The 25,538-nt window shown below is 69.5% G+C and carries 22 protein-coding genes and 5 tRNA genes; 10 read left to right on the top strand and 17 right to left on the bottom strand.

Annotation, left to right across the window (positions count from 1 at the left end; translation table 11 throughout):
- Window positions 1-30 precede the first annotated feature (30 nt).
- From ABZ208_RS05955 to ABZ208_RS05980, 6 genes are all read right to left on the bottom strand, one after another.
- Window positions 31-103 (bottom strand) — tRNA-Lys (locus ABZ208_RS05955).
- 201 nt (window positions 104-304) lie between these two features.
- Window positions 305-2,476, bottom strand: a complete 2,172-nt coding sequence (locus ABZ208_RS05960) for a DEAD/DEAH box helicase (protein WP_356908354.1) — start codon at window positions 2,474-2,476, stop codon at window positions 305-307.
- A gap of 205 nt (window positions 2,477-2,681) precedes the next feature.
- The gene (locus tag ABZ208_RS05965; protein ID WP_356908355.1) at window positions 2,682-3,230 is read right to left on the bottom strand and encodes a hypothetical protein; all 549 of its coding nucleotides are present in this window, start codon (window positions 3,228-3,230) and stop codon (window positions 2,682-2,684) included.
- 134 nt (window positions 3,231-3,364) lie between these two features.
- Window positions 3,365-3,727 carry a CrcB family protein gene (locus tag ABZ208_RS05970; protein WP_356908356.1) on the bottom strand — a complete coding sequence of 121 codons (363 nt, stop codon included), beginning with the start codon at window positions 3,725-3,727 and terminating at the stop codon, window positions 3,365-3,367.
- Window positions 3,724-4,212 carry a CrcB family protein gene (locus tag ABZ208_RS05975; RefSeq protein ID WP_356908357.1) on the bottom strand — a complete coding sequence of 163 codons (489 nt, stop codon included), beginning with the start codon at window positions 4,210-4,212 and terminating at the stop codon, window positions 3,724-3,726. Before ABZ208_RS05975 ends, ABZ208_RS05970 begins: the two co-directional genes overlap by 4 nt.
- Entirely contained in the window at window positions 4,209-4,559 is a 351-nt protein-coding gene (locus ABZ208_RS05980) for a metallopeptidase family protein (protein WP_328399034.1), read from the bottom strand. Before ABZ208_RS05980 ends, ABZ208_RS05975 begins: the two co-directional genes overlap by 4 nt.
- A 104-nt stretch (window positions 4,560-4,663) precedes the next feature.
- Here ABZ208_RS05980 and ABZ208_RS05985 point away from each other — a divergent pair, with 104 nt between their 5' ends.
- From ABZ208_RS05985 to ABZ208_RS06000, 4 genes are all read left to right on the top strand, one after another.
- Complete coding sequence (locus ABZ208_RS05985) at window positions 4,664-6,235, top strand: metallophosphoesterase (protein ID WP_356908358.1); 1,572 nt, start codon at window positions 4,664-4,666, stop codon at window positions 6,233-6,235.
- A gap of 64 nt (window positions 6,236-6,299) precedes the next feature.
- Window positions 6,300-6,372 (top strand) — tRNA-Glu (locus ABZ208_RS05990).
- Window positions 6,373-6,411: 39 nt separating this feature from the next.
- Window positions 6,412-6,486 (top strand) — tRNA-Asp (locus ABZ208_RS05995).
- 22 nt (window positions 6,487-6,508) lie between these two features.
- Window positions 6,509-6,585 (top strand) — tRNA-Phe (locus ABZ208_RS06000).
- 94 nt (window positions 6,586-6,679) lie between these two features.
- Here ABZ208_RS06000 and ABZ208_RS06005 read toward each other — a convergent pair.
- Together ABZ208_RS06005 and ABZ208_RS06010 are read right to left on the bottom strand one after the other, a co-directional pair.
- On the bottom strand, window positions 6,680-7,519 hold the full coding sequence (locus ABZ208_RS06005; RefSeq protein WP_356908359.1) for a cytochrome c biogenesis CcdA family protein: 840 nt from the start codon (window positions 7,517-7,519) through the stop codon (window positions 6,680-6,682).
- Window positions 7,516-8,271, bottom strand: coding sequence for a DsbA family protein (locus ABZ208_RS06010; protein ID WP_356908360.1), 756 nt, complete (start codon window positions 8,269-8,271; stop codon window positions 7,516-7,518). The genes ABZ208_RS06005 and ABZ208_RS06010 overlap by 4 nt, the downstream gene beginning before the upstream one ends.
- Window positions 8,272-8,668: 397 nt before the next feature.
- Between ABZ208_RS06010 and hrpA the strand changes: the two genes are divergently transcribed.
- From hrpA to ABZ208_RS06025, 3 genes are all read left to right on the top strand, one after another.
- Window positions 8,669-12,640 (top strand): ATP-dependent RNA helicase HrpA, encoded by a 3,972-nt coding sequence (gene hrpA, locus ABZ208_RS06015; protein WP_356908361.1) that lies wholly within the window; start codon window positions 8,669-8,671, stop codon window positions 12,638-12,640.
- Between the two features lie 91 nt (window positions 12,641-12,731).
- Window positions 12,732-12,806, top strand: a tRNA-Asp gene (locus ABZ208_RS06020).
- Window positions 12,807-12,949: 143 nt separating this feature from the next.
- Window positions 12,950-13,132: a DUF6274 family protein gene (locus tag ABZ208_RS06025; RefSeq protein WP_356908362.1), complete on the top strand. Its 183-nt coding sequence runs from the start codon at window positions 12,950-12,952 to the stop codon at window positions 13,130-13,132.
- A gap of 377 nt (window positions 13,133-13,509) precedes the next feature.
- On the opposite strand, the gene bldC is transcribed toward ABZ208_RS06025, so the two are convergent.
- Together bldC and ABZ208_RS06035 are read right to left on the bottom strand one after the other, a co-directional pair.
- Window positions 13,510-13,716 carry a developmental transcriptional regulator BldC gene (gene bldC, locus ABZ208_RS06030; protein ID WP_003949541.1) on the bottom strand — a complete coding sequence of 69 codons (207 nt, stop codon included), beginning with the start codon at window positions 13,714-13,716 and terminating at the stop codon, window positions 13,510-13,512.
- A gap of 493 nt (window positions 13,717-14,209) precedes the next feature.
- The gene (locus ABZ208_RS06035) at window positions 14,210-15,046 is read right to left on the bottom strand and encodes a hypothetical protein (protein WP_356908363.1); all 837 of its coding nucleotides are present in this window, start codon (window positions 15,044-15,046) and stop codon (window positions 14,210-14,212) included.
- Window positions 15,047-15,230: 184 nt separating this feature from the next.
- Here ABZ208_RS06035 and ABZ208_RS06040 point away from each other — a divergent pair, with 184 nt between their 5' ends.
- A complete protein-coding gene (locus ABZ208_RS06040) occupies window positions 15,231-16,313 on the top strand; it encodes a Glu/Leu/Phe/Val dehydrogenase dimerization domain-containing protein (RefSeq protein ID WP_356908364.1) in 1,083 nt (360 codons plus the stop codon).
- 281 nt (window positions 16,314-16,594) lie between these two features.
- Window positions 16,595-16,858, top strand: a complete 264-nt coding sequence (locus tag ABZ208_RS06045; RefSeq protein ID WP_356908365.1) for a DUF3073 domain-containing protein — start codon at window positions 16,595-16,597, stop codon at window positions 16,856-16,858.
- A 54-nt stretch (window positions 16,859-16,912) separates the two neighbouring features.
- Here ABZ208_RS06045 and purM read toward each other — a convergent pair whose 3' ends face one another.
- The 7 genes from purM to purS form a co-directional block, all read right to left on the bottom strand.
- A complete protein-coding gene (gene purM, locus ABZ208_RS06050) occupies window positions 16,913-18,007 on the bottom strand; it encodes a phosphoribosylformylglycinamidine cyclo-ligase (RefSeq protein WP_356908366.1) in 1,095 nt (364 codons plus the stop codon).
- Between the two features lie 32 nt (window positions 18,008-18,039).
- Complete coding sequence (gene purF / locus ABZ208_RS06055; protein ID WP_328399023.1) at window positions 18,040-19,557, bottom strand: amidophosphoribosyltransferase; 1,518 nt, start codon at window positions 19,555-19,557, stop codon at window positions 18,040-18,042.
- 218 nt (window positions 19,558-19,775) lie between these two features.
- Window positions 19,776-20,603, bottom strand: coding sequence for an META domain-containing protein (locus tag ABZ208_RS06060; protein ID WP_356908367.1), 828 nt, complete (start codon window positions 20,601-20,603; stop codon window positions 19,776-19,778).
- Window positions 20,604-20,673: 70 nt separating this feature from the next.
- Window positions 20,674-21,465: a sterol carrier family protein gene (locus ABZ208_RS06065; protein WP_356908368.1), complete on the bottom strand. Its 792-nt coding sequence runs from the start codon at window positions 21,463-21,465 to the stop codon at window positions 20,674-20,676.
- A gap of 229 nt (window positions 21,466-21,694) precedes the next feature.
- Window positions 21,695-23,944, bottom strand: coding sequence for a phosphoribosylformylglycinamidine synthase subunit PurL (purL, locus tag ABZ208_RS06070; protein ID WP_356908369.1), 2,250 nt, complete (start codon window positions 23,942-23,944; stop codon window positions 21,695-21,697).
- A complete protein-coding gene (gene purQ, locus ABZ208_RS06075) occupies window positions 23,941-24,645 on the bottom strand; it encodes a phosphoribosylformylglycinamidine synthase subunit PurQ (protein WP_356908370.1) in 705 nt (234 codons plus the stop codon). Before purQ ends, purL begins: the two co-directional genes overlap by 4 nt.
- Window positions 24,642-24,887, bottom strand: a complete 246-nt coding sequence (gene purS, locus ABZ208_RS06080) for a phosphoribosylformylglycinamidine synthase subunit PurS (protein ID WP_015035032.1) — start codon at window positions 24,885-24,887, stop codon at window positions 24,642-24,644. Before purS ends, purQ begins: the two co-directional genes overlap by 4 nt.
- A 278-nt stretch (window positions 24,888-25,165) precedes the next feature.
- On the opposite strand from purS, the gene ABZ208_RS06085 reads away from it, so the two are divergent.
- On the top strand, window positions 25,166-25,501 hold the full coding sequence (locus ABZ208_RS06085; protein ID WP_356908371.1) for an Lsr2 family protein: 336 nt from the start codon (window positions 25,166-25,168) through the stop codon (window positions 25,499-25,501).
- Window positions 25,502-25,538: the final 37 nt, after the last annotated feature.

Genomic DNA, 25,538 nt, shown 5'->3' on the forward strand with positions numbered 1-25,538 from the left:
CCGGAACGGATCTGACCTGGGGCTGAGCGGTAGGCCGTGTGGGACTCGAACCCACAACCAACGGATTAAAAGTCCGCTGCTCTGCCAATTGAGCTAACGGCCCTCGACACAACACCCCTGAGCATAGCCGGAGAGATCCCCGGAGCCGATCGGGTATCCCTTCCCCGTCATGTCCCTGGGCCCGAAGCCCTCCCAAGTGGGCACCTTCGCGGTTCGTCCCGGCAGGTGAGAAGCGGCAGGGCCCGCACAACACCGAGGTGTCGTACGGGCCCTGCCGCTCAGTCAGCCACTGCCGGCGAACCGGTCAGCCGTTGCGCTTCCAGCGCGGCTTGTCGTCCCGGCGGCCGAACGAGCCGGAGCTCGAACCGGCGCCACCGCGGTGGTCGTCGCGGCGGCCGTACGGGCGGTCGCCGCCACCGGCGCGGAAGCCGGACGACGGGCGGTCGTCACGGCGGTCGCGGTTGAACGGACGGTCGCTGCCACGGTGGCCGGACGGACGGTCGTCACGACGGAAGCCGGACGACGGGCGGTCGTCACGACGCTCGAAGGGACGCCCACCACGGTCGTCACGGTTGAAGCCGCCACGGTCGTTGTCACGGCGCTCGTCACGGCGGAACCCGCCACGGTCGTCACGACGCTCGAAGGGACGGCCACCACGGTCGTCACGACGCTCGAAGGAACGCCCACCACGGTCGTCACGGTTGAAGCCGCCACGGTCGTTGTCACGGCGCTCGTCACGGCGGAACCCGCCACGGTCGTCACGACGCTCGAAGGGACGGCCACCACGGTCGTCACGACGCTCGAAGGAACGCCCACCACGGTCGTTGTCACGGCGCTCGAAGCCACGGTCACGGTCACGGTTGAAGCCACCGCGGTCGCCGTCCCGGCGCTCCCGGCGCTCGAAGTTGCCACGGTCGTCCCGGCGGTCGTACGAAGGACGCTCGTCACGAGACTCGCGCACCTCGCGGGCGGCGGGCTGCTCCGGCACGGAGACCTCCGCGGCGACCTCGGCCACAGCGGCCTCCGCCACCTCGGCGACCGCCGCCTCCGGGTCCTCGCCCCGCTCGCGCGCGGCGCGGGCCACCAGACGGTCGGCCTCCTCGCGCAGCTCGGCGGCGCGGCGCTGCGCCCGCTCCAGCTCCTTGGTGAGCTGGGCGGCCTCGCGCTCGGCCTGCTTGGCCGCGTTGTTCGCGGAGTCGGCCTGGACCTCGGTCAGCGAACGGGCGCCGGTGATCTCGGCGACCTCCGGCTCGAACGCGCCGGCGCCGCCGACGATGTGGCGCGAGGCGTCGACGCCCGCGTCCTCCATGAGGCGGAAGATCTGGCGGCGCTGGTGCGGCAGCGAGAGGGAGACGACGACACCGGACTTGCCGGCTCGGGCCGTACGGCCCGAACGGTGCAGGTAGTCCTTGTGGTCACCGGCCGGGTCCACGTTCAGGACCAGGTCGATGCCGTCGACGTGGATACCGCGGGCGGCGACGTCGGTCGCGACGAGCGCGTTGACGTAACCGTCCTTGAAGTCGGCCAGCGTGCGGGTGCGGGCGCCCTGGGTCATGCCGCCGTGCAGCGCGTCGGCCTTCACGCCGGAGTCACGCAGCTGCTCCGCGATGCGGTCGGCGCCCAGCTGGGTGCGCACGAAGATGATGGTGCGGCCCTTGCGGGCGGCGATGGCGGCCGTGACCGGCGCCTTGTCCTTCGGCTTCACGACGAGCACGTGGTGCGTCATGGTCGTGACGTTGCCCTGCGCGCTGTCGACCTCGTGGGTGACGGGGTTCGTCAGGTAGCGCTTGACCAGCGTGCTGATCTCGTTCTCCATGGTGGCGGAGAAGAGCATCCGCTGACCGCCGCCGGGGATCTGGTCGAGCAGCTCGGTGACCTCGGGCAGGAAGCCCAGGTCGGACATCTGGTCGGCCTCGTCGAGGACGGCGACCTGGACGTTCTCGAGGGAGCAGGCGCCGCGGTTGATGATGTCCCGCAGACGGCCCGGGGTGGCGACGAGGACGTCGACGCCACGCTCCAGGGCGTAGATCTGGTTGCCCATGGACGTACCGCCGCAGACGACCTTCATCTTCAGGCCGAGCACGTCGCCGTACGGCTGGAGCGCGTCCGCGACCTGCATCGCGAGCTCACGCGTCGGAGTGAGGATGATCGCGCGGGGCTTCTTCTTCTCGGTGTGCCCGCCGGCCAGCGTGGCCAGGGTCGGCAGACCGAAGGAGAGGGTCTTGCCGGAGCCGGTGCGGCCGCGGCCGAGGATGTCCTTGCCGGCCAAGGCGTCCGGAATGGTCGCGGCCTGGATCGGGAAGGGCGTGGTCACGCCGTTCTGGGCGAGCTTGCGGACGACACCCTCGGGGAGGCCGAGGTCCGCGAAGGTGACCTCGGGAGCAGCGTCGGTGACAGCCTCTACGGCTTCGACCGTCTCGGTGACGATCTCCGCGTTCTCGGGCATGACGGCGTGATCAGTACTGAAATTGGACATGCGAAATGCGAAACCTTCCGGAGTCTCGGCACGCGCCCAAACTCCGTGAATTCGCAATTCGACCGCCTCAATGCGGTCAGCCACGGCTAGGGAGTAACGCGCCACGCGGCGCTCTTCTGTGTCGGCGCCGGGCAATGGGATCAAACGATCTACCACCATACGCACTCCCCCCGGGTCAAGGCAAACCCGATCGGAGTGAGCCCCGTTACACCGGTCCCATCTGCGGCGATGCCACCGGCTGCGTCTGCATGCCCGGCACCTGCACCACCCGCATCGCCCCGGCATGCACCTCGGGCGCGGACGAGGCGGACGGCTGATCGGTCGGGTCGCCCGGCGGTGGGCTGGGACTCGCCGGGGGCTCGGGCGGCGCATCGGACGGCGGAACAGGCGGCTCCGGTACGGACGGGGAGCTGCCGTCCCGCGTCTGCGTCGGCTTCGCCGGGGCTTGCGGCCGCGGCCCGCCTGCCGAGGGCTTGGGCGTGACGCTCGCGGACCCGCTCGGGCTGGGCGAGGTCTTCTTGTCGTCCTTGCCGTCCCCGTCCGAGTCCCTCATGCCCCCGCGGACCTGCTGTCCGCCCGGCAGCCCGCCCGGGCCGTCCGGCTGCGCGCCGGCACCCGGCCGCTCGGCCGACGTGCTCGGGGCAGGCTTCCTGCCCTCCTCGTCGCTCACGCTCATGCAGCCGGCCGAGGCCAGGACGGCCAGCACGGCGGCGGTCCGGACGGCCGATCGGCCACATGCTGACAACTGGCGCACGGGGGTACCTCCGAGGCAGAAGACACAAGTCTCCCTGCCCAACTCCCGGCACCCCGCCAGGGACACGCCCGAAATCCCGCCCCCACCGCGCGGCGGGACGGTCCGCCTCGGACGCCGGCGCCTGACCTGCCGGGTCACCCGTTCAGGGCACGTCCCCACACTTCGCCGGCGATGACCGCCCCGAAACCGACGAGCAGCGAGCCGCCCGCATTCGCCACCGCCAGGAACGTCCGTCCGGACCCGGCCAGCCGCAGAGTCTCGTACGAGAACGTGGAGTACGTCGTCAGCGCCCCGCACAGCCCGGTCCCCCACAGCGCGTACACCCCCGACGACACCGACGCGCCGGCCAGCACCCCGAGCACCAGACTCCCCGACACATTGACCACGAACGTCCCCCACGGGAACACCGACGCGTGGCGCGCCTGCACCGCACGGTCCGTCAGATAGCGCAGTGGGGCGCCGATCGCGGCCCCCGCGATCACCAGCAGCCAGCTCACCTCAGCGCAGCCCTCGTTCCCGCGGCCGCCAGCCACACGGCGAGCAGCGCTCCCCCGACCGTCCCTCCGGCGTAGGCGAGCGCGAGGCCGGCCCGCCCGTGCTCCAGGAGCGTCGAGAAATCGAGGGCGTACGTCGAGAACGTCGTGAACCCTCCGAGCACACCGACCCCGAGGAACGGCCGCACCAGCGGGTGGGCCCACCTGCCGCCGCGCTCGGTGACCAGCACCATGAGCACGCCGATCAGCGCACATCCCAGCACGTTGACCCCGAGCACCGTCCACGGGAACGAGCCGTCCGGCACCGGCCACAGCAGCTGGGCCCCGTACCGCGCCGAGGCTCCTGCCGCGCCGCCGGCCGAGATCGCTGCGAGCACCGGCCACTTGTGCGCCCCGGCGGTCTCCGTGCGCTGCGCCGCCACATGCAGATCGACATCCGGATCGACCGCATCCGCGGCCTCCGCAGCGCCGGCCGCCTCAGAACTCACCCGTAACCCAGTGCGTGCAGGCGCTCGTCGTCGATCCCGAAGTGATGGGCGATCTCGTGCACGACAGTGATCTCGGTCTCCGCGACAACGTCCTCGCGGGTCTCGCACATCCGCAGCGTCGGCCCCCGGTAGATGGTGATCCGGTCCGGCAGCACCCCCGCGTACCACTCACCGCGGTCCGTCAGCGGAGTCCCTTCGTAGAGCCCGAGCAGCTCGGGGTCGTCGACGGCCGGCTCGTCCTCCACGAACACCGCGACGTTGTCCATCAGCCGCGTCAGCTCCGGCGGGATCCTGTCGAGGGCCTCGGCGACCAGTTCCTCGAACTCCTCGCGCGTCATCTCCAGCACGTGGCCATTGTCACGTACGCCGTGCGGCCGGTCGCCCCGGCATGGCCGCCTGCCCGACTGGGCATACGGGACCAATGGCACGCGAAGCCCCGGAAACGCCCCTCATGCTCCGTCCGATCCGCGCCGTGCTCACCCGTCTGCGGCCCGCCCGCGCCGCGGACGCCGCCGCCCCCCTCGCGCATCCCCCGCACCCCTGGGCGCGGGGCTTCGGACTGGTCGCGGTCGTCCTGCTCGGCGCCTGGCTCGGACTGCTCGTCGTCGGCAACGTCCGTACCCCCGTGGGGCCGATGGACACGACGATGACCCTGCGCCCGTCCCTGTCCGGCGGCACGAAGATCAACGTCTCGCCGCTGGGTGCCCTGGAACTCGACTCGCACGTCGCCCCCATCCGGCTCGACGTCGACGTCGACCGGCTCGACCCGGTCCGCTCCCAGGTGTTCGTCGAACGCCCCGAGCTCCTGTCAGGCCTCCAGGACGAGGTCACCCACGACGTACGCGAAGGAACCACCGAACTCGCCGGGCGCTCCTGCGTGGCCGTCGTCTCCGGCGCGACCGCCCTCGGCCTCGCCGTCTACCGCCGCCCGCGCCGCGCCCTGGCGGCCGGCGGGCTCGCGCTCACCCTCCTCGCGGCGTCCGGCATCAGCGCGTACGTCACCTGGAACCCGAAGTCCGTACTGGAACCGAAGTTCTCCGGCCTGCTCGCCGGCGCCCCCTCGGTCGTCGGAAACGCCCGCTCCATCGTCACCGAATTCGATGTCTACCAGCAGGAGTTGGCCCGCCTGGTCACCAACGTCACCAAGCTGTACGAGGCGACCTCGACACTGCCCACCTATCAGCCGGACCCCGGCACTCTGCGGGTGCTGCACGTCTCCGACATCCACCTCAACCCGGCGGCCTGGCACATCATCGGCTCGCTCGTGAAGCAGTACCGCATCGACGTGATCATCGACTCCGGCGACACCATGGACCACGGGTCCTCCGCCGAGAACGGCTTCCTCGACCCGATCCCGGGGCTCGGCGCGCCCTACGTCTGGGTCCGCGGCAACCATGACTCCCGCACCACCCAGGACTATCTGGAAGACCTCGACAACGTGCATGTCCTCGACGAGGGCAAGGCCGTCACGGTCGCGGGACTGCGCATCGCCGGCAGCGGCGACCCGCAGTTCACCCCGGACCGCTCCGTCGTCGCCGCGGGCGACCCGGCCGAGCGGATGACGGGCATCCGCCTCGCCTCCGCCCTGCGCGACCAGGGAAGCGCCGGCACCCCCGTGGACATCGCGGTCGCCCACAACCCGGTCGCGGCCCGCAAGACCGACGGCACGGTCCCCCTCGTTCTGGCAGGTCACATCCACCAGACCCGGACGGAGCTGATGAAGTACGGCACCCGTCTCAAGATCGAGGGCTCGACGGGCGGCGGCGGTCTGCGTGCGGTCCAGAACGAGCAACCGGAGAAGATCCGCGCGTCGGTGCTCTACCTGGACCGTTCGACACGTCGGCTGCAGGCGTGGGACGAGATCAAGCTGGGCGGTCTCGGTCTGACGACGGCCGAGGTCAGCCGTCATGTGGCGGAGGAGAACCGGCAGGAACCCTCGCCCTCGCCGAGCATGCCGACCCCCTCGCCGACAGCGTCTTTCCGGGGGGTGGCGCCCGGCCCTCCAAAAGCGTTTTGGCGATAGCTCCCCGCATCCCATATGCTTCTCACGTCCCCGACGCGCTGCAAAGCGCCCAGGTGGGCCCTTAGCCCTCATCGTCTAGTGGCCCAGGACGCCGCCCTTTCAAGGCGGTAGCACGGGTTCGAATCCCGTTGGGGGCACGCTTTACCGTGTGCGAGACTTGGTCTCGCACATTGCTTGGTCCTGTGGAGCAGTTTGGAGTGCTCGCCACCCTGTCAAGGTGGAGGCCGCGGGTTCAAATCCCGTCAGGACCGCTGAAGCTCGTCAGAGCTTCGTGGCTGGGTAGCTCAGTTGGTACGAGCGATCGCCTGAAAAGCGATAGGTCGCCGGTTCGACCCCGGCCCCAGCCACCACCGAAGGCCCCGATCCCCTGGATCGGGGCCTTCGCCGTTTTCCGGCGGACATCCCAGGGGCCCGGTCGCAAGGACCGGGCCCGGCCCTGGTTCCCTACGGCTGCTCCCGTCGCGCCTCGCGGCGCCCCCGTACTCCCAGGAAGACGGCCACCACTGCCCCCAGTGCCACCACCAGAACCAGCAGCGCCCAGTCCGGGACCGAGCGCCCGACGGCCGCGGCCCATTGCTCCGCGGCGAACGAGTCGTCGGCCGAGAGCAGGCCCGGCAGGGCCGTCGTGCCGTCGAAGGCCAGGAAGAGTGTGCCGAGAAGGACGAAGAACAGGCCCGACGCCAGCGTCGTCGTATGCGCCCGGATCCGGCCCAGTCGCACCTCGCGCCCCCGCAGCCAGCCGCGGCTGCCCAGGTCGAAGCGGTCCCACAGCAGGGCCAGCACGAACAGCGGCACCGCCATGCCCAGGGCATAGACGGCGAGCAGCAGACCCCCGTAGACGGGGCTGCCGCTCACCGCCGCCACGGTCAGCACGCCGCCGAGGATCGGGCCCGCGCAGAAGCCCGCGAGGCCGTAGACCAGGCCCAGGGCGTACACGGACAGGGCAGTGGTCGGGCGGATCCGGCCGGACACCGCGGCGATCCGGCGCGACGCGAAGCCCATCTGGAGGATCTGCGCCACGCCGAGTGCGACGATCAGCCAGCCGCCGGCCGGGACCAGCAGGTCACGGTGACCGTAGAACAGCCGTCCGGCGAACGACCCGGCCGCCCCCAGCGGGACCAGGGTGGTGGCCAGGCCCGCGTAGAAGATCCCGGTCCGGGCCAGGAGTCGGCCCGTCGAGTCGATGGAGTACGCGAAGAACGCCGGGAGCAGCAGAGCGCTGCACGGGCTGATCAGGGCGAGCAGGCCGCCGAGGAACGCCGCCAGATAGCCGATGTCACTCACCGCTCAGCCTTCGCGGCCGCTTTGCTCGCCGCCTTCTTCGCCGCTTCGACGGCCTCGGTGAACGTCTCCAGCGGCTGCGCCCCGGCGATCGGCTGCCCGTTGACCAGGAAAGTCGGTGTGGAGGCCGCGCCGAATTCATAACCCTCGGCCTGGTCCTCGGTCACCGCCTTCCGTGCCGCGGCGCTGTCCCTCTCACGGTCGAAGCGGTCGAGGTCCTTGACGCCCGCGGCGCGCGCCAGAGCCGTCAGCCGGTCCTCGCCGAAGCCTTTCTCCTTCGCCCCGTCCGCGAACGCCGCGGCGTGGAACTGCCAGAAGCGCCCCTGCCGCCCGGCGGCCCAGGCCGCGCGCGCCGCCGCTTCCGACTCCTCGCCGAAGATCGGGAAGTTGCGCCATTCGATGCGCAGAGTGCCGTCCTCGACGTACTTCTTCATCAGTTCGGGCTCGGTGTCACGGGCGAACGTGCCGCAGTAGCCGCACTGGAAGTCCGCGTACTCGATCATCACGACCGGTGCATCCGCGCGGCCGGCGGCGAGCGGGTCACGGGCGTCGCGGCGGGCGAGTTTCTCGAGCTTCGGATCCGCGCCGGTCCGCGGGTCCGCCGAAGCCTCGGCCACGGACGCAGGCCCGGAGAACGGCGTATCCGGCTTGGTCGCGGTGTACGAGGCGTAGCCGAGCAGCAGCGCGGCCGCGGCGACGCCCGCCCCTATCGCGATCGGCGTGCGGGACGAGGAGGTGGACGACGACGAAGGCATGGGTGCGGTGCTCCTGAGCAAGGGCCATGAAAGAGATCGCGAGGGTGCGGGCACACTGCTGCGGGCCCGGGCGGACGGCCTACACGCGCAACACGGACAGATCCGCCGGAGAGGGCGGAGTGACCGGCACCGGACCGGATACGGCCCAGGCAGGCACCTGCTCCCGGGGCGCGTCGGCGGGCGCTGCCGTCGAGGGGGCCGGGAGAGCGGCCACGAGCGCCGGCAGGCCCGGCAGCGGTGCCGCAGCCACCGGAATCCGGTGCGGTAGGTCGCGGCCGAGCAGCATGGACGTGCGTTCCCTTCGCGGGGAGGTGATCGGATCTGATCCATACTGCACCAGCTTGCGGACGAAATGGGTTCGCCAGTGCTTTCCACGGGGTGCGATCCTGGACCCCGTATGTCTACTTCCTTCGCCGACCTCCAGACCCTGCTGGCCGGGGCGTCGCTGCGCGACGCCCACCGGCTCGGCCGCCGTCTCGAGGGCGCCCGCCGCATCCGTAAGCCCGACGCGCGGCAGGCCGTGCTGGACGAGATCGCCGCCGAGGCCGAGAAGTGCGCTGCCCGCACCGCGCAGCGGAGCGCGCGGGTGCCCGGGATCTCGTACCCCGAGCAGCTGCCGGTCAGCCAGCGGAAGGACGAGATCGCCGAGGCGATACGGGACCACCAGGTCGTGATCGTCGCGGGCGAGACCGGGTCGGGAAAGACGACCCAGATCCCCAAGATCTGCCTGGAGCTCGGGCGCGGCGTACGGGGCATGATCGGCCATACGCAGCCGAGGCGGATCGCCGCCCGTACCGTCGCCGAACGGGTCGCCGAGGAGCTGCACACCCCGCTCGGCGAGGCGGTCGGCTGGAAGGTCCGCTTCACCGACCAGGTCGGCGGCGACACCTTCGTCAAGCTGATGACGGACGGCATCCTGCTCGCCGAGATCCAGACGGACCGCGAGCTGCGCGCGTACGACACGATCATCATCGACGAGGCCCATGAGCGGTCCCTGAACATCGACTTCCTGCTCGGCTATCTCGCGCAGCTGCTGCCCCGGCGTCCCGACCTCAAGGTCGTGATCACGTCCGCGACGATCGATCCCGAGCGCTTCTCCCGCCACTTCGGCGACGCGCCCATCGTCGAGGTCAGCGGCCGTACGTATCCCGTCGAGGTGCGCTACCGCCCCCTCCTGGAAGAGGGCTCCGAGGCTGTTGACGACCAAGAGGGCGACCGCGACCAGATCACCGCGATCTGCGATGCCGTCGAGGAACTGCAGGGCGAGGGCAAGGGCGACATCCTCGTCTTCCTCTCCGGCGAGCGCGAGATCCGCGACACCGCGGACGCGCTCAACAAGAAGCAGTACCGCTTCACGGAGGTCCTTCCCCTCTACGCCCGCCTGTCGCACGCCGAGCAGCACCGCGTCTTCCAGCCGCACGTCGGCCGCCGGATCGTGCTCGCCACGAACGTCGCCGAGACGTCCCTGACCGTCCCCGGCATCAAGTACGTGATCGATCCGGGCACCGCCCGGATCTCGCGCTACAGCCACCGCACCAAGGTCCAGCGCCTGCCCATCGAGCCGATCAGCCAGGCCAGCGCCAACCAGCGCAAGGGCCGCTGCGGCCGTACGTCCGACGGCATCTGCATCCGCCTCTACTCCGAGGACGACTTCAACGCCCGCCCCGAGTTCACGGACGCAGAGATCCTCCGCACGAACCTGGCGTCCGTCATCCTGCAGATGACCGCGGCGGGCCTCGGCGGCATCGAGAAGTTCCCCTTCATCGACCCGCCGGACCACCGCAACATCCGCGACGGAGTCCAGCTCCTGCAGGAACTGGGCGCGTTCGACCCCGCCCAGAAGGACCCGCGCAAGCAGCTCACGCAGCTCGGCCGCAAGCTCTCCCAGCTGCCGGTGGACCCGCGACTGGCCCGCATGGTCATCGAGGCGGACAAGAACGGCTGTGTCCGCGAGGTCATGGTGATCGCGGCCGCGCTGTCCATCCAGGACCCGCGCGAACGCCCCTCCGACAAGCAGGCGCAGGCCGACCAGCAGCACGCCCGCTTCAAGGACGAGACCAGCGACTTCCTTGCCTTCCTCAACCTCTGGCGCTATGTGCGCGAGCAGCAGAAGGAGCGCGGCTCGTCCAGCTTCCGCCGCATGTGCAAGCAGGAGTACCTGAACTTCCTGCGCATCCGCGAATGGCAGGACATCTACGCGCAGCTGCGTACGGTCGCCAAGCAGATGGGCATCCACCTCAACGAGGACGACGCGCCCGAGCAGCACGTCCACATCTCGCTGCTCGCCGGCCTCCTCTCCCACGTCGGGATGAAGGACATCAAGGAGGGCGCGAAGAACGAGTACCTGGGCGCCCGCAACGCGAAGTTCGCCGTCTTCCCCGGCTCGGCGCTGTTCAAGAAGCCGCCCCGCTTCGTCATGTCGGCCGAGCTCGTCGAGACGTCCCGCCTCTGGGCCCGGGTCAACGCCAGGATCGAGCCCGAGTGGATCGAGCCGCTCGCCGGGCACCTGCTCAAGCGCACGTACAGCGAGCCGCACTGGGAGAAGGACCAGGCGGCGGTGATGGCCTACGAGAAGGTCACGCTGTACGGCGTGCCGATCATCGCCCAGCGCAAGGTGAACTACGGCCGGATCGACCCGGAGACGAGCCGCGAGCTGTTCATCCGCAACGCGCTCGTCGAGGGCGACTGGCGCACGCACCACAAGTTCTTCGCGGACAACCGCAAACTCCTCACCGAGGTCGAGGAGTTGGAGCACCGCGCCCGCCGTCGCGACATCCTCGTGGACGACGAGACGCTCTTCGACTTCTACGACCAGCGGGTGCCCGAACATGTCGTGTCCGGCGCCCACTTCGACTCCTGGTGGAAGCACAAGCGCCGTGAGCAGCCCGAACTGCTCGACTTCGAGCGCGAGATGCTCATCAACGAGAAGGCCGGGTCGGTCACCAAGGACGACTATCCGGACTCGTGGCGGCAGGGCCCGCTGAAGTTCCGGGTGACGTACCAGTTCGAGCCGGGCGCGGACGCAGACGGCGTCACCGTGCACATCCCGCTCCAGGTGCTGAACCAGGTGACGGACGAGGGCTTCGACTGGCAGATTCCGGGCCTGCGCGAGGACGTGGTCATCGAGCTGATCCGCTCCCTGCCGAAGCCGATCCGCCGCCATTACGTACCGGCGCCGAACTACGCGAAGGCGTTCCTGGAGCGGGCGTCGTCCCCGGAGGGGCGCAGTCAGGCACAGCCTCCGCAGGAGCCCCTTCCCGCGACACTGGCGCGCGAGCTGCAGGGCATGGTGGGCGTGCCGGTCACGGCCGGCGACTTCGACCTGTCCAAGGTGCCCGACCATCTCAAGATCACGTTCAGGATCGTCGACGAGCGCCGCAGGAATCTCGCCGAGGACAAGAACCTCGAGGCGCTGAAGCTCCAGCTGAAGCCCAAGGCGCGCCAGGCCCTGTCCAAGGCCGCGGCGGCCGCCGCATCCGGTCCCTCGGGGCAGTCCCTGGAGCGCTCGGGCCTCACGGACTGGACGGTCGGCACGCTGACGAAGGTCTTCGAGACTCGCCGGGCGGGCCAGCCGGTCAAGGCGTACCCGGCCCTGGTCGACCAGGGCGAGTCCGTGGCCGTACGGCTCTTCGACACCGAGGCCGAGCAGACGCAGGCCATGTGGCAGGGCACGCGTCGGCTGATCATGCTCAACATTCCGGTGAACCCCGCGAAGTTCGCCTCGGACAAGCTGACCAACCAGCAGAAACTGGCGCTCTCCCGTAATCCGCACGGCTCCATCCAGGCGCTGTTCGAGGACTGCGCCACGGCGGCGGCGGACCGGCTGATCGCGGACCACGGCGGGCCGGTCTGGGACGAGGAGTCCTTCCGGAAGCTGTACGACAAGGTCCGTGCCGACCTTGTCGACCTGACCGTGCGCACCATCGACCGGGTCCAGCAGATCCTGGCGGCCTGGCAGGCCTGTGAGCGCCGTCTCAAGGCCACGAACAGCCTGGTCCTGGTCAACAACGTCCAGGACGTACGCGAGCAGCTGGCGGCCCTCATGCCGGCCGGCTTCGTCACGCGTACGGGCCTGCGCCGTCTGCCGGACCTGATGCGCTACCTGGTCGCCGTGGACCGCCGCCTGCAGCAGATGCCGACGGCCGTGCAGCGGGACACCACGCGTATGGAGAAGGTCCACGAGATGCAGGACGAGTACGCGTGGCTGCTGGAGCAGATGCCGCAGGGACGCCCTGTGCCGCAGGAGGTCCTGGACATCCGCTGGATGATCGAGGAGCTGCGCGTGAGCTACTTCGCCCACGCGCTGGGCACCGCGCACCCCGTCTCCGACAAGCGGATCGTGAAGGCGATCGACGCGGCGGCACCGTAAAACGAGCGTCACCACGTATGAGTTCGACCAGACCCGCTGACCTGCTGTACAGTCTCTCTCGCAGCCAACGCAGAGTCCGGCTGCGAAACCTGGTCCTGTGGAGCAGTTTGGAGTGCTCGCCACCCTGTCAAGGTGGAGGCCGCGGGTTCAAATCCCGTCAGGACCGCACTGGGTACGAAGGCCCGCGTCATCACGACGCGGGCCTTCGTCGTTCCCGTGTTCCAAGGCCGCGCCCCGGCCGTCTTGACGGCGTCACCTGCCACCGGTACCCAGTCACTAGAGGACGGCACACACCCGGAGGTGACGTGCATGGCGGCGTCCACGGCAAGGCGGTACGAAACCCGAGCGCTGTTGCGCGCCCATCTGGCTGCCGCGTCCGGCTATCGCCATCTGACGCGCAGTTGTCCCATCTGCCATCGGCTCATGCGCCTGGCTCTGGAGCGGCCCGATCAGCAGCCGGCCACCGATGACGAGAGCCCCGCGGAGGAGTGACCAACACCCGTTCGGACGCCGCTTTTTCCGGGCCGCACCCAGCTTTGGCAAGAGTCGGACACTGTGACGGGAGTCACTGAAGGGGTTTTCGAAACGGGTCAACTTACCCCCTCCCTACAACGGGCCAATTTAATATGTGCCATTGCACCGCCTGTCGAGTGCGCCCCACCAGCCCCTCGAATCCCACCCGCACCCCCGCCGGCGGCCGGTCGGGCACCGCTTTCCCCCCGTCCCGGGGCACAAAAAAATCGCGCTGGACCCGGCGGAGTCCAGCGCGATCAAAGACGAAGGCCTGTTGGGGCAGACACGCGCCTATGGAGCTATTAGGTGGGCTTGTCCGGGATGGGGGTCCCGGAAATGCCCGATCAGCGGGGTGTTCAGGCCTCGCTGCGCTGCTGCGGGATACCCGCGAGCAGTGCGCGGACCTCAGCCTCGCGGTACCGGCGATGTCCACCGAGCGTGCGGATGGACGTGAGCTTGCCTGCCTTGGCCCAGCGCGTGACGGTCTTCGGGTCCACGCGGAACATCGTGGCAACCTCAGCCGGGGTCAGCAGCGGCTCGGCATCAGGGGTGCGAGCGGTCATGAGCGGCCTCCTCGGGAGAACCGAAGCTTCTCGGTTCATTCCTCTAAATTCTGCACCTTGACCCGCGTTGCCCGATATGGCGGACGCGGGTCGAGTCGGTTATAGGACGAACGGCTTGTCCTCGGCACTACAACTACACCATCTGTCCAGCCACGTCGGCCAAACCGATGGAATTGCCCTCTCAGGTGCTCATCAGTGGCGGAAGCCCGATGGACCGTGTCATAACGGACAGTCACCCCACAGTGACGATCAGTTATAGAGCGATCAGGAGTCCGCAGGACCCCCCATAGAGTGCAATGCTGAGTATTCCGCCCTTAGTTGGACAGAGGGAGCCTTCCCCGGACTCCTTGTCCTATTTTGACACGAGGGTGGGCGATGGGCGCAAGGGCGCGGTTAGTGCCGTCCGTCACGCTTGGACCCATAGGCCCGGATCGGGACCTACGTCCCCGCGCGAGGAAGCTGTGACGCGGCGCACACCCCGTCAGTCCGCTCTTCAGTTCGCGAACTGACGGTCCCTGACGGACCGCCAGCGATCAGTCAGCCGCCCGTACGCGGCCGACGCGCCCTCACTGTCACCGGCCCGCAGGGCCGCGATGCCGTCCGCCACGTCCGCCGCCGAGCGGTCGCCGGCAAGCTGCTCCCCCGGCAGGGCATGAACCAGCCCGCCGTAGTCCAGCTCCACCAGCGAGCGCGGATGGAACTCCTCCAGCCACCGCCCCACATCCACCAGGGCCTCGGTCAGCGGCCCCTCGTCGATCGTCTCCCGCAGCGTCTTCAGCGCCCGGGCCATCCGCCGGCGGGCCTCCACCATCGGGGTGCGGTAGCGCAGCACCGGGGCCTCCTGGACCGCCTCGTACTCACGCTCCTCGTCGGCGAAGAGCACGAACCAGCCCACCGGCACCTGCCACACCGCCGTGCGGATCCAGGGCCGGGCGTCAGGGTTCTCCTCGCGCCACTGCTCGTAGTCCGCGGCCGCCTGGCCGCGGACCACCGGCGGCAAGGCCGCGTCCAGCAGCATGGCGGGCAGCCGGCGGGTCAGCTCCTCGAGCGCCAGCCAGCCGCGCAGCCTGGTCCGCCACGGGCAGACGCACAGCACCCCGTCCACCCGGGTCACGAACGCGTCTCCGCTCTCGTGGACGGGCACCGGAACCGGCGGGGTGGGCAGCAAGTCGGCGAGCGAGCGGCGCAGTTCGTCCTGGGCGGTGGGGGTGGCGTCCCGGCGGGCGTAGCGTGCCCAGTGGGTGCGTTCGGGCTCGGGAAACGCCGCGAGCGGCTCATAGATCCGCAGATAGGCCGCGTAAGGGACAAGAACCGAGGACAGCGCTGGCATCCCGCAAATCCTTCCACGGCCGTACTCCGGGAGAGGGTGATCCTCGGCACTGCGTCGGATCTACGCACGCGTAGGACTTACTCTCTTGCCCAACTGGGCTTCCTTGGATTTTCCCCTGCCACAAGCGATGGGGACACCCCAGGGAAGACCTCTGTCCGCCGCTTCGTACTTGGGAGTCACCACCGTGACCGATGTGACCGACGGCGTCCTGCACACCCTGTTCCGATCGGACCAGGGCGGCCACGAGCAAGTCGTGCTGTGCCAGGACCGCGCCAGTGGCCTGAAGGCCGTCATCGCCCTCCACTCGACCGCCCTGGGCCCCGCCCTCGGCGGCACCCGCTTCTACCCGTACGCGTCCGAGGAAGAGGCCGTCTCCGACGCGCTGAACCTCTCCCGGGGCATGTCGTACAAGAACGCTCTGGCCGGACTCGACCACGGCGGCGGCAAGGCCGTGATCATCGGTGACCCCGAGCGGATCAAGACCGAGGAGCTGCTGCTGGCCTACGGCCGTTTCGTGGACTCTCTCGGCGGCCGCTACGTGACCGCCTGCGACGTGGGCACCTACGTCGCCGACATGGACGTCGTGGCCCGTGAGACCCGCTGGGCGACCGGCCGCTCCCCCGAGAACGGGGGCGCGGGCGACTCGTCCGTGCTCACCGCGTACGGCGTCTTCCAGGGCATGCGGGCCTCGGCCCAGCACCTGTGGGGCAGCCCCACGCTTCAGGGCCGCAAGGTCGGCATCGCGGGTGTCGGCAAGGTCGGCCACCACCTGGTCGAGCACCTGCTGGACGACGGCGCCGAGGTCGTGATCACCGACGTGCGCGAGGAGTCCGTGCGCCGGATCCGTGACAAGCACCCGCAGGTCACGGCCGTCGCGGACACCGCCACCCTGATCCGTACCGAGGGCCTGGACGTCTACGCGCCGTGCGCACTGGGGGGCGCCCTCAACGATGCGACCGTCCCCGTCCTCACGGCGGCGGTGGTGTGCGGCGCGGCCAACAACCAGCTCGCGCACCCGGGCGTGGAGAAGGACATCGCGGACCGCGGAATCCTCTACGCCCCCGACTACGTGGTGAACGCCGGCGGCGTGATCCAGGTGGCCGACGAGCTGCACGGGTTCGACTTCGACCGGTGCAAGGCGAAGGCGGCCAAGATCTTCGACACCACGCTGGCGATATTCGCACGCGCAAAGGAAGACGGCATTCCGCCGGCCGCCGCGGCCGACCGGATCGCCGAGCAGCGCATGGCGGAGGCAGGCAGGCGCTGACCTGCGCAGGGGCCGGCCCGCCGCCCGGGGGAGACAAGACTCACCACCGGTCGGCGGGTCGGCCGCCAGGAAGAGGTTAAAATCGCAGTTGACCAGCGAGGAAAGGGCTCCTCGAGGGTTCTGCGAAGTGGCACGTGATGCGGGCGGCGTACCGTATGGCCGCGGAAGCAGGTACCGTTGAAGCCCTACGGACCGAGCTCTTCACGGAGAGCCCGTTCCGAATCATGAACGCGTGTCAAGACTCTGGGGCCGTCGAGCCCCGTCACCGAGGGGGTCGAGCCATGGGGCGCGGCCGGGCCAAGGCCAAGCAGACAAAGGTCGCCCGCCAGCTGAAGTACAACAGCGGCGGGACTGACCTGTCGCGTCTGGCCAACGAGCTGGGCGCTTCGACTTCGAGTCCGATCTCGAGCCAGCCGCCGAATGGCGAGCCGTTCGAGGACGACGACGAGGAAGACGACCCGTACGCGCGGTACGCCGACCTGTACAACGACGACGAGGACGAGGACGACGAGTCCGGTCCGTCGTCACAGCGTCGCGGCGCTTGACGTAGTCACCACTGACCCGGTCCGGGGCCCTGCCCCGGACCGGGTTCTGTGCTGTCAGTTTGCGTAGTCGCCAACGAGCTCGGCGCCCGTCGTGCGGTCACCGCGCTCACTGATCTCACCGGCGACCCACGCGTCCACGCCACGGTCGGCGAGCGTGGCCAGCGCCACGTCCACGGACCCCTCGGGGACCACGGCGATCATGCCCACGCCCATGTTCAGGGTCTTCTCCAGCTCGAGACGTTCGACCTGGCCGGCCGTGCCGACGAGATCGAACACCGCGCCCGGGGTCCAGGTGCCACGGTCGACCACGGCGTGCAGCGAGTCCGGGACGACCCGGGCCAGGTTGTTGGCGAGCCCGCCACCGGTGATGTGGCTGAACGCATGGACCTCGGTGGTGCGGGTGAGCGCCAGGCAGTCCAGCGAGTAGATCTTGGTGGGTTCCAGCAGCTCCTCGCCCAGCGTGCGGCCGAATTCCTCGACCTGCGCGTCCAGGCTCATGCCGGCGCGGTCGAACAGCACATGCCGGACCAGCGAGTACCCGTTGGAGTGAAGGCCGGACGACGCCATCGCGATGACCGCGTCACCCGAACGGATACGATCCGGGCCCAGCAGCCGGTCCGCCTCCACCGCGCCCGTGCCCGCGCCGGCGACATCGAAGTCGTCCGGGCCCAGCAGACCGGGGTGCTCGGCGGTCTCCCCGCCGACCAGGGAGCAGCCGGCCAGCACACAGCCTTCGGCGATGCCCTTGACGATGGCGGCGACACGCTCGGGATGCAGTTTGCCGACGCAGATGTAGTCGGTCATGAACAGCGGCTCGGCGCCGCAGACGACGATGTCGTCCATGACCATGGCGACCAGGTCGTGGCCGATGCTGTCGTACACGCCCATCTGGCGGGCGATGTCGACCTTCGTGCCGACGCCGTCGGTGGCGGAGGCGAGCAGCGGGCGCTCGAAGCGCTTGAGGGCCGAGGCGTCGAAGAGGCCCGCGAAACCGCCGAGGCCGCCGAGGACCTCGGGGCGCTGCGTCTTCTTCACCCATTCCTTCATGAGCTCGACGGCGCGGTCACCCGCTTCGATGTCGACGCCCGCGGCTGCGTAGCTGGCGCCGGTGCCCGCGTGCGGAGCACGCTCGGAAGATTCAGCAGACATGCTGGAGAACTTTCGTGTCGTACTGCAGGGGTTTACGGACGACGGAGCGCGTCGGCGGCGTCCGCGCCGCCCGCCAGCTCGGTCTCCAGAAGCTGCTTGCCGAGCAGCTCGGGGTCCGGCAGCTCCATCGGGTACTCACCGTCGAAGCAGGCGCGGCACAGGTTCGGCTTGGCGATGGTGGTCGCCTCGATCATGCCGTCGATGGAGATGTACGAGAGGGAGTCGGCGCCCAGCGAGGTACCGATCTCCTCGATCGTCATGCCGTTGGCGATCAGCTCTGCCCGGGTCGCGAAGTCGATGCCGAAGAAGCAGGGCCACTTCACCGGCGGGGACGAGATCCGGATGTGGACCTCGGCGGCGCCGGCCTCGCGGAGCATCTTGACCAGGGCGCGCTGGGTGTTGCCGCGGACGATCGAGTCGTCCACGACGACCAGACGCTTGCCCCGGATGACTTCCTTGAGGGGGTTCAGCTTCAGGCGGATGCCCAGCTGGCGGATGGTCTGGGACGGCTGGATGAAGGTACGGCCCACGTAGGCGTTCTTCACCAGGCCGGAGCCGTACGGGATGCCGCTGGCCTCTGCGTAGCCGATGGCCGCGGGAGTGCCGGACTCCGGCGTCGCTATCACCAGGTCGGCCTCGACAGGGGCTTCCTTGGCGAGCCTGCGGCCCATCTCCACACGGGAGAGATACACATTCCGGCCGGCGATGTCGGTGTCGGGACGGGCGAGATAGACGTACTCGAACACACACCCCTTGGGCTTCGCTTCCGCGAAGCGGGAGCTGCGGATGCCGTTCTCGTCGATGGCGATGAGCTCGCCGAGCTCGATCTCCCGGACAAAGCTGGCGCCACAGATGTCAAGGGCGGCGGACTCGCTCGCCACGACCCAGCCGCGCTCGAGACGGCCCAGCACCAGCGGGCGGATGCCCTGCGGGTCACGTGCCGCGTACAGGGTGCCCTCGTCCATGAAGACGAGCGAGAACGCGCCCCGGACCTCGGGCAGGACCTTGGCGGCGGCTTCCTCGATGGTGAGGGGCTTGCCGTCGTCGTCGACCTGGCCCGCGAGCAGCGCCGTGACGAGATCCGTGTCGTTGGTCGCTGCGACCTGGGTGGCGCGGCCGTTCTCCTTGGGGAGCTCGGCGACCATCTTGGCGAGCTGGGCCGTGTTGACCAGGTTGCCGTTGTGGCCGAGCGCGATGGAGCCGTGGGCGGTGGCCCGGAAGGTCGGCTGCGCGTTCTCCCACACGGAGGCGCCCGTGGTCGAGTAGCGGGCGTGACCGACCGCGATATGACCTTGGAGGGAGCCGAGAGAGGTTTCGTCGAAGACCTGGGAAACCAGTCCCATGTCCTTGAAGACGAGGATCTGGGAGCCGTTGCTCACCGCGATACCCGCGGATTCCTGGCCTCGATGTTGGAGGGCGTAGAGCCCGAAGTAAGTGAGCTTCGCGACCTCTTCACCCGGAGCCCAGACACCGAAGACGCCGCAAGCGTCCTGGGGGCCCTTCTCACCGGGGAGCAGGTCGTGGTTGAGTCGTCCGTCACCACGTGGCACGGCACCGAGTGTAGGCGAGATCGACCACCGGTCCGAATTGGGGAGGTGGACGGCACCGCTCGGAGCTTCACACAAAAGCCGCAGAATGAAGCCTTTAGAGGGACCTACCGGCTGGTACCCCAGGTGCCGGGGCGTGCCGCACATCACTGTGCGGAGGGCCGGCCGACGGGTCCGGCGGTCCGATCGGGCGTCCGGTCAGCATGCAGTCACGCGTCCGGTCAGCCGGACTTCCCGGCCGGCGCGGCGGTGGTGGCCGTGGCGGCCAGGCCCTTGCCGTCGGCCGCGGTCAGTGAGAGGGAGCGATGACTCAGGTCGTACGTCACCTTCCCGCTCAGCACCTCCATCAGCTCACGCTCGACCGTCATCTCCGGCCCGGGGCAGAGCTTGCGAGTGGCGGCGATCTTGCCGAACGTGATCGTGTCCCCGGAGATCTCCGCGGTGCTGCTGAAGCGGTTGCAGCCGAGGCTGCCGCCCACGGTGCCGTCCTTGGCGAAGGTCAGATGCGCCTTGTTCTCAGTGCCGGCGGGCAGGGACCGGGCGGTGTCGCCGGACAGCAGGGAGGTCACGGACCACTTGGTGCCCACCAGCGCGGCCGGCTTCTCTTCGGTCAGCGCGATCGCGTCGCCCTTCTCGGTGGTGAGGGTGAGCCCGCCGTCGGCGAGCTTCGCCTCGAGCTTGCCGGAGAGGGCGGCGCTCAGGGCCTCCTCGAAGCTCTGGATCTTCTTCCCGCAGCTCATCTCGGTCATCTCGGCCGGGCCCACGGTGATCGTGTCGCCGTCGATCTTCACGTCGGCACCGAAGTGGTTGCAGCCGTAGTTGCCCTGGGCGCGGCCCTTGTCGGTGATCTCGACATGCGCCCCGGCGGGCGCCGCGGTCTTCCTGCCGTCGACGGTGACGCTCTCGACGGACCAGTGCACGCCCGTGACGGGCAGATCGGTCGTGACCGTGCCGCTTCCGCTGCCGTCGCCGGAGTCCGTCTGGGTGCCGCAGGCGGCGAGCGCGAAGAGGGCCAGGATGGTGGCGGGGATGCTCAGCTGACTACGCATACAGCTGGGACGGGGCGGGTGCGGCGGCGGTTCCCCCCGGCCCGCTGCCGCACCGGGCCTCACCGGGCCCTCAGCCCAGGATCGGCAGCAGCCCCCCGAGATCGGCCCGCTCACCGCTCGCGCTGACCTGCGCCGCGTCGACCGCCTCCCGCCATCCCGTACGTCCGGTGGCCAGGCGGATCCAGGTCAGCGGATCCGTCTCGACGACATTGGGCGGGGTGCCCCGGGTGTGCCTGGGCCCTTCGATGCACTGGACCACCGCGAACGGCGGGATCCGCACCTCCGTGGACGCCCCCGGTGCCTTGACCGCGAGGGCGTCCGCCAGCAGGCGCGTGCAGGCCGCGAGCGCCTTGCGGTCGTACGGGATCTCCAGCCCGGTCGCCGCGTTCAGGTCGTCGGTGTGGACGATCAGCTCCACGGTCCGGGTGACCAGGAAGTCCCCGAGCCGCATGCCCCCGAACCGCATGGGCACGAGCCGGTCGGCGGGAACGGCCGGCAGCAGTTCCCCGATCCGTGCGGCGACGCGGGCAAAGAGCTCGGCGGGCTCCTGGTCCGCCGCGAAGGCCCGGGTGTCCTCGTCGACCTGTCCGGCGGCGGTGACCGTCGCGAACGGCCAGTCCAGCAGGGCGACGTCGGCCCTCTCGGGCTCCGGCAGCGTGACGTAGCGGGCGACCAGGCCGGACGTCATGGCGATGTGCGCACTCAGCTCGCGCACGGTCCAGTCCCCGAGGCGCGTGGGCAGCGCCAACTGCTCGGGGGTGAGCGACTCCACCGCCTGCCGGACATGCCCGAACTGGGCGAGCACGGCGGCGCGGATCGTGTCGTGGTCGTAGCTGCGGAGGCGTTTCCTGGCCGGGGGCATACGGGCGACAGTAGGGGATCGGTACGACAGCGGTGGCGGCTGTCGGCCGGTCCGGCCCTCCGCGACGTCGGCGGCCTTGGGGAACCACCTCACGCAACGTGCAGCCTGCTGACGTCACGGCGCCCGCTTGTCGTGCACTCCTCGTGATCCGGTCCTGGCCGCCGAAGCCACCGACGAGGACGGCCCCACCCGTGACCGGGCAGGGCCGTACGCTCAACCAGCAGGCGGGTCAGACGAGCAGACCGGGGATGGTCTCCTCGTGCGCGGTGCGCAGCTCGCTCAGCGGGATGCTGAACTCGCCCTGGACCTCCACCTCGTCGCCGTCGACGACACCGATACGGGTGGCGGGCAGTCCGCGCGCGCCGCACATGTCGGTGAAGCGGAGCTCCTCGCTGCGCGGGACGGAGACGACGGCACGGCCGGCCGACTCGCTCAGCAGGAAGGTGAACGCGTCCAGACCGTCCGGCACGATCAGCCGCGCGCCGTTGCCGCCGCGCAGGCAGGACTCGGTGACCGCCTGGATCAGACCGCCGTCGGACAGGTCGTGCGCCGCGTCGATCATGCCGTCGCGGGATGCCGAGATCAGGATCTCGGCCAGCAGCCTCTCGCGGTCGAGGTCGACCTGCGGGGGCAGTCCGCCGAGGTGGTCGTGGACGACCTGGGACCAGGCCGAGCCGCCGAACTCCTCGCGGGTGTCGCCCAGCAGGTAGAGCAGCTGGCCCTCTTCGGCGAACGCGATCGGGGTACGGCGGGTGACGTCGTCGATCACACCGAGCACGGCCACGACCGGCGTCGGGTGGATCGCCGTCTCACCGGTCTGGTTGTAGAGCGAGACATTGCCGCCGGTCACCGGGGTGCCCAGCTGCAGGCAGCCGTCCGCCAGACCACGAGTGGCCTCGGCGAACTGCCACATGACGGCCGGGTCCTCGGGCGAGCCGAAGTTCAGGCAGTCCGAGACCGCCAGCGGCTTCGCACCGGAGGCGGCCACATTGCGGTACGCCTCCGCCAGCGCGAGCTGCGCGCCGGTGTACGGGTCGAGCTTCGCGTACCGGCCGTTGCCGTCGGTGGCCATGGCCACGCCCAGGTTCGTCTTCTCGTCGATCCGGACCATGCCCGCGTCCTCGGGCTGCGCCAGCACGGTGTTGCCCTGCACGAAACGGTCGTACTGGTCCGTGATCCACGCCTTCGACGCCTGGTTCGGCGACGCCACCAGTTTCAGGATCTGCTCACGCAGCTCCTGGGCGCTCTGCGGCCGCGGCAGCTTGCCCGCGTCGTCGGCCTGCAGCGCGTCCTGCCACTCCGGGCGGGCGTACGGGCGGTGGTAGACAGGGCCCTCGTGGGCGACGGTCCCCGGCAGCACGTCGACGATCTGCTCGCCGTGCCAGAAGATCTCCAGTCGCTCGCCGTCGGTCACCTCACCGATGACGGTGGCGATGACGTCCCACTTCTCGCAGATCTCCAGGAAACGCTCGACGTGCTGCGGCTCGACGATCGCGCACATGCGCTCCTGCGACTCGCTCATGAGGATCTCCTCCGGCGAGAGCGTCGCATCGCGCAGCGGCACGGTGTCCAGCTCGACCCGCATACCGCCGGAGCCGGCGCTCGCCAGCTCGGAGGTGGCGCAGGACAGACCCGCGCCGCCGAGGTCCTGGATGCCGGCGACGAGCTTCTCCTTGAAGATCTCAAGGGTGCACTCGATCAGGAGCTTCTCCTGGAACGGGTCGCCGACCTGGACGGCCGGACGCTTGGCGGGACCGGTCGACTCGAAGGTCTCCGAGGCGAGGACGGACACGCCGCCGATGCCGTCGCCGCCGGTGCGGGCGCCGTACAGGATGACCTTGTTGCCGGGTCCGGATGCCTTCGCGAGGTGGATGTCCTCGTGCTTCATCACACCGATGCAGCCGGCGTTGACCAGCGGGTTGCCCTGGTAGCACGGGTCGAAGACGACCTCGCCGCCGATGTTCGGCAGACCCAGGCAGTTGCCGTAGCCGCCGATGCCCGCGACGACACCGGGCAGCACACGCTTGGTGTCGGGGTGGTCGGCCGCGCCGAACCGCAGCGGGTCGACGACGGCGACCGGGCGGGCGCCCATGGCGAGGATGTCGCGCACGATGCCGCCGACGCCGGTGGCCGCGCCCTGGTAGGGCTCGATGTACGACGGGTGGTTGTGCGACTCGACCTTGAAGGTCACCGCGTACCCCTGGCCGACGTCCACCACGCCCGCGTTCTCACCGATGCCCACGAGCAGCGCGTCGTTCTCGGGAGCCTTGTCGCCGAACTGCTTCAGGTGCACCTTGCTCGACTTGTACGAGCAGTGCTCCGACCACATGACGCTGTACATGGCGAGCTCGGCACCGGTGGGGCGGCGGCCCAGGATCTCGCGGATGCGCTCGTACTCGTCCTGCTTGAGGCCGAGTTCCTTCCAGGGCTGTTCGACGTCCGGGGTCTCGGCCGCGTGCTTGACCGTATCCAGGCTCATGCGTTGACCAGCTTCTTGAGGATCGAAGTGAAAAAGCCGAGCCCGTCGGTGCGGCCCGTACCGATCAACGGGTCCACGGCGTGCTCGGGGTGCGGCATCAGGCCGACCACATTGCCCGCGGCATTGGTGATGCCCGCGATGTCACGCAGCGACCCGTTCGGGTTTCCGTATCCGTCAGCGGCTTCGCCGGGGGCGACGTAGCGGAACGCCACCCGCCCCTCGGCCTCCAGCTCGTCGAGCACACGCTCGTCGGCGACGTACCGTCCGTCCATGTTCTTCAGCGGTACGGAGATCTCCTGGCCCGCCTCGTAGTCGACGGTCCAGGCGGTGTCAGCGTTCTCCACCCGCAGCTTCTGGTCGCGGCAGATGAAGTGCAGATGGTTGTTGCGCAGCATGGCGCCCGGCAGCAGATGCGCCTCGGTGAGGATCTGGAAGCCGTTGCAGATACCGAGCACCGGCATACCGGCCCTGGCCTGCTCGATGATCGTCTCCATCACCGGCGAGAAACGCGAGATCGCTCCGGCGCGCAGATAGTCGCCGTACGAGAAGCCCCCGGCGAGCACGACCGCGTCGACCTGCTTCAGGTCCTTGTCGCGGTGCCACAGCGAAACCGGCTCGGCACCCGCCAGCCGCACGGCACGCAGCGAATCGTGGTCGTCGAGCGTGCCGGGGAAGGTGACGACTCCGATACGAGAGGTCACGACTCCACCTTCACGACGAAGTCCTCGATGACGGTGTTGGCGAGGAACGTTTCGGCCATCTCATGGATGCGGGCGAGGGCGGCGTCGTCGACCGGCCCCTCCACCTCCAGCTCGAAGCGCTTCCCCTGACGGACATCCGCGATCCCGGCGAACCCCAGACGAGGCAGTGCACGCTGCACCGCCTGTCCCTGGGGGTCGAGGATCTCCGGCTTGAGCATGACGTCGACTACGACGCGAGCCACGGGCACTCCCGGTGGTGTGTTGCGAGGGCGGTTCCCTCAGCGTACCCGGCCGGAAAATCTACGCGAGTAGATATCAAGAGAACGCACGGGGAAATCCGAAGAAAGAATCCCGGAGATCTTTGCGGCGGACACGCGCAGCTAATTGCCAGGTCTTCACATTGCACCACTCATCGCTGTACAAAGGAATACAGAGGAAAGCAGCAATGCCCCTCACCAGCCGAAAGCCGGTATCCCCGCACGTCAGAACCGGTGATACCGCAGGGAAAGGACCGATATCCGTGGCTCAGCGAGTAGTGGTCACACTCTCCGACGACATCGACGGCGGAGAAGCGGCGGAAACGGTGCGGTTCGCCCTGGACGGGAAGTCGTACGAGATCGACCTCAATCCCTCCAATGCAAAGAAACTGCGCAAGGCTCTGGCGCCGTACATGGCGGCCGGCCGCAAGCGGGCGATCACCGGCAAGCGCGGCAGGTCGCCCCTCACCTACAAGCACACCGCCCTCGAGCCCGATCCCGCGGCGGTGCGCGCCTGGGCGCAGTCCAACAAAATGGACGTACCGGCCCGCGGCCGGATCCCCAAGCGGGTCTACGAGGCGTTCCGCGAGGCCAGTTGAGCGGCCCCGCCGGGCACCCCGCGGCGAACCGAGTTGC

It is taken from the genome of Streptomyces sp. NPDC006208 (genome assembly GCF_040613775.1).
In the GTDB taxonomy this organism is placed as follows: Bacteria; Actinomycetota; Actinomycetes; order Streptomycetales; family Streptomycetaceae; genus Streptomyces.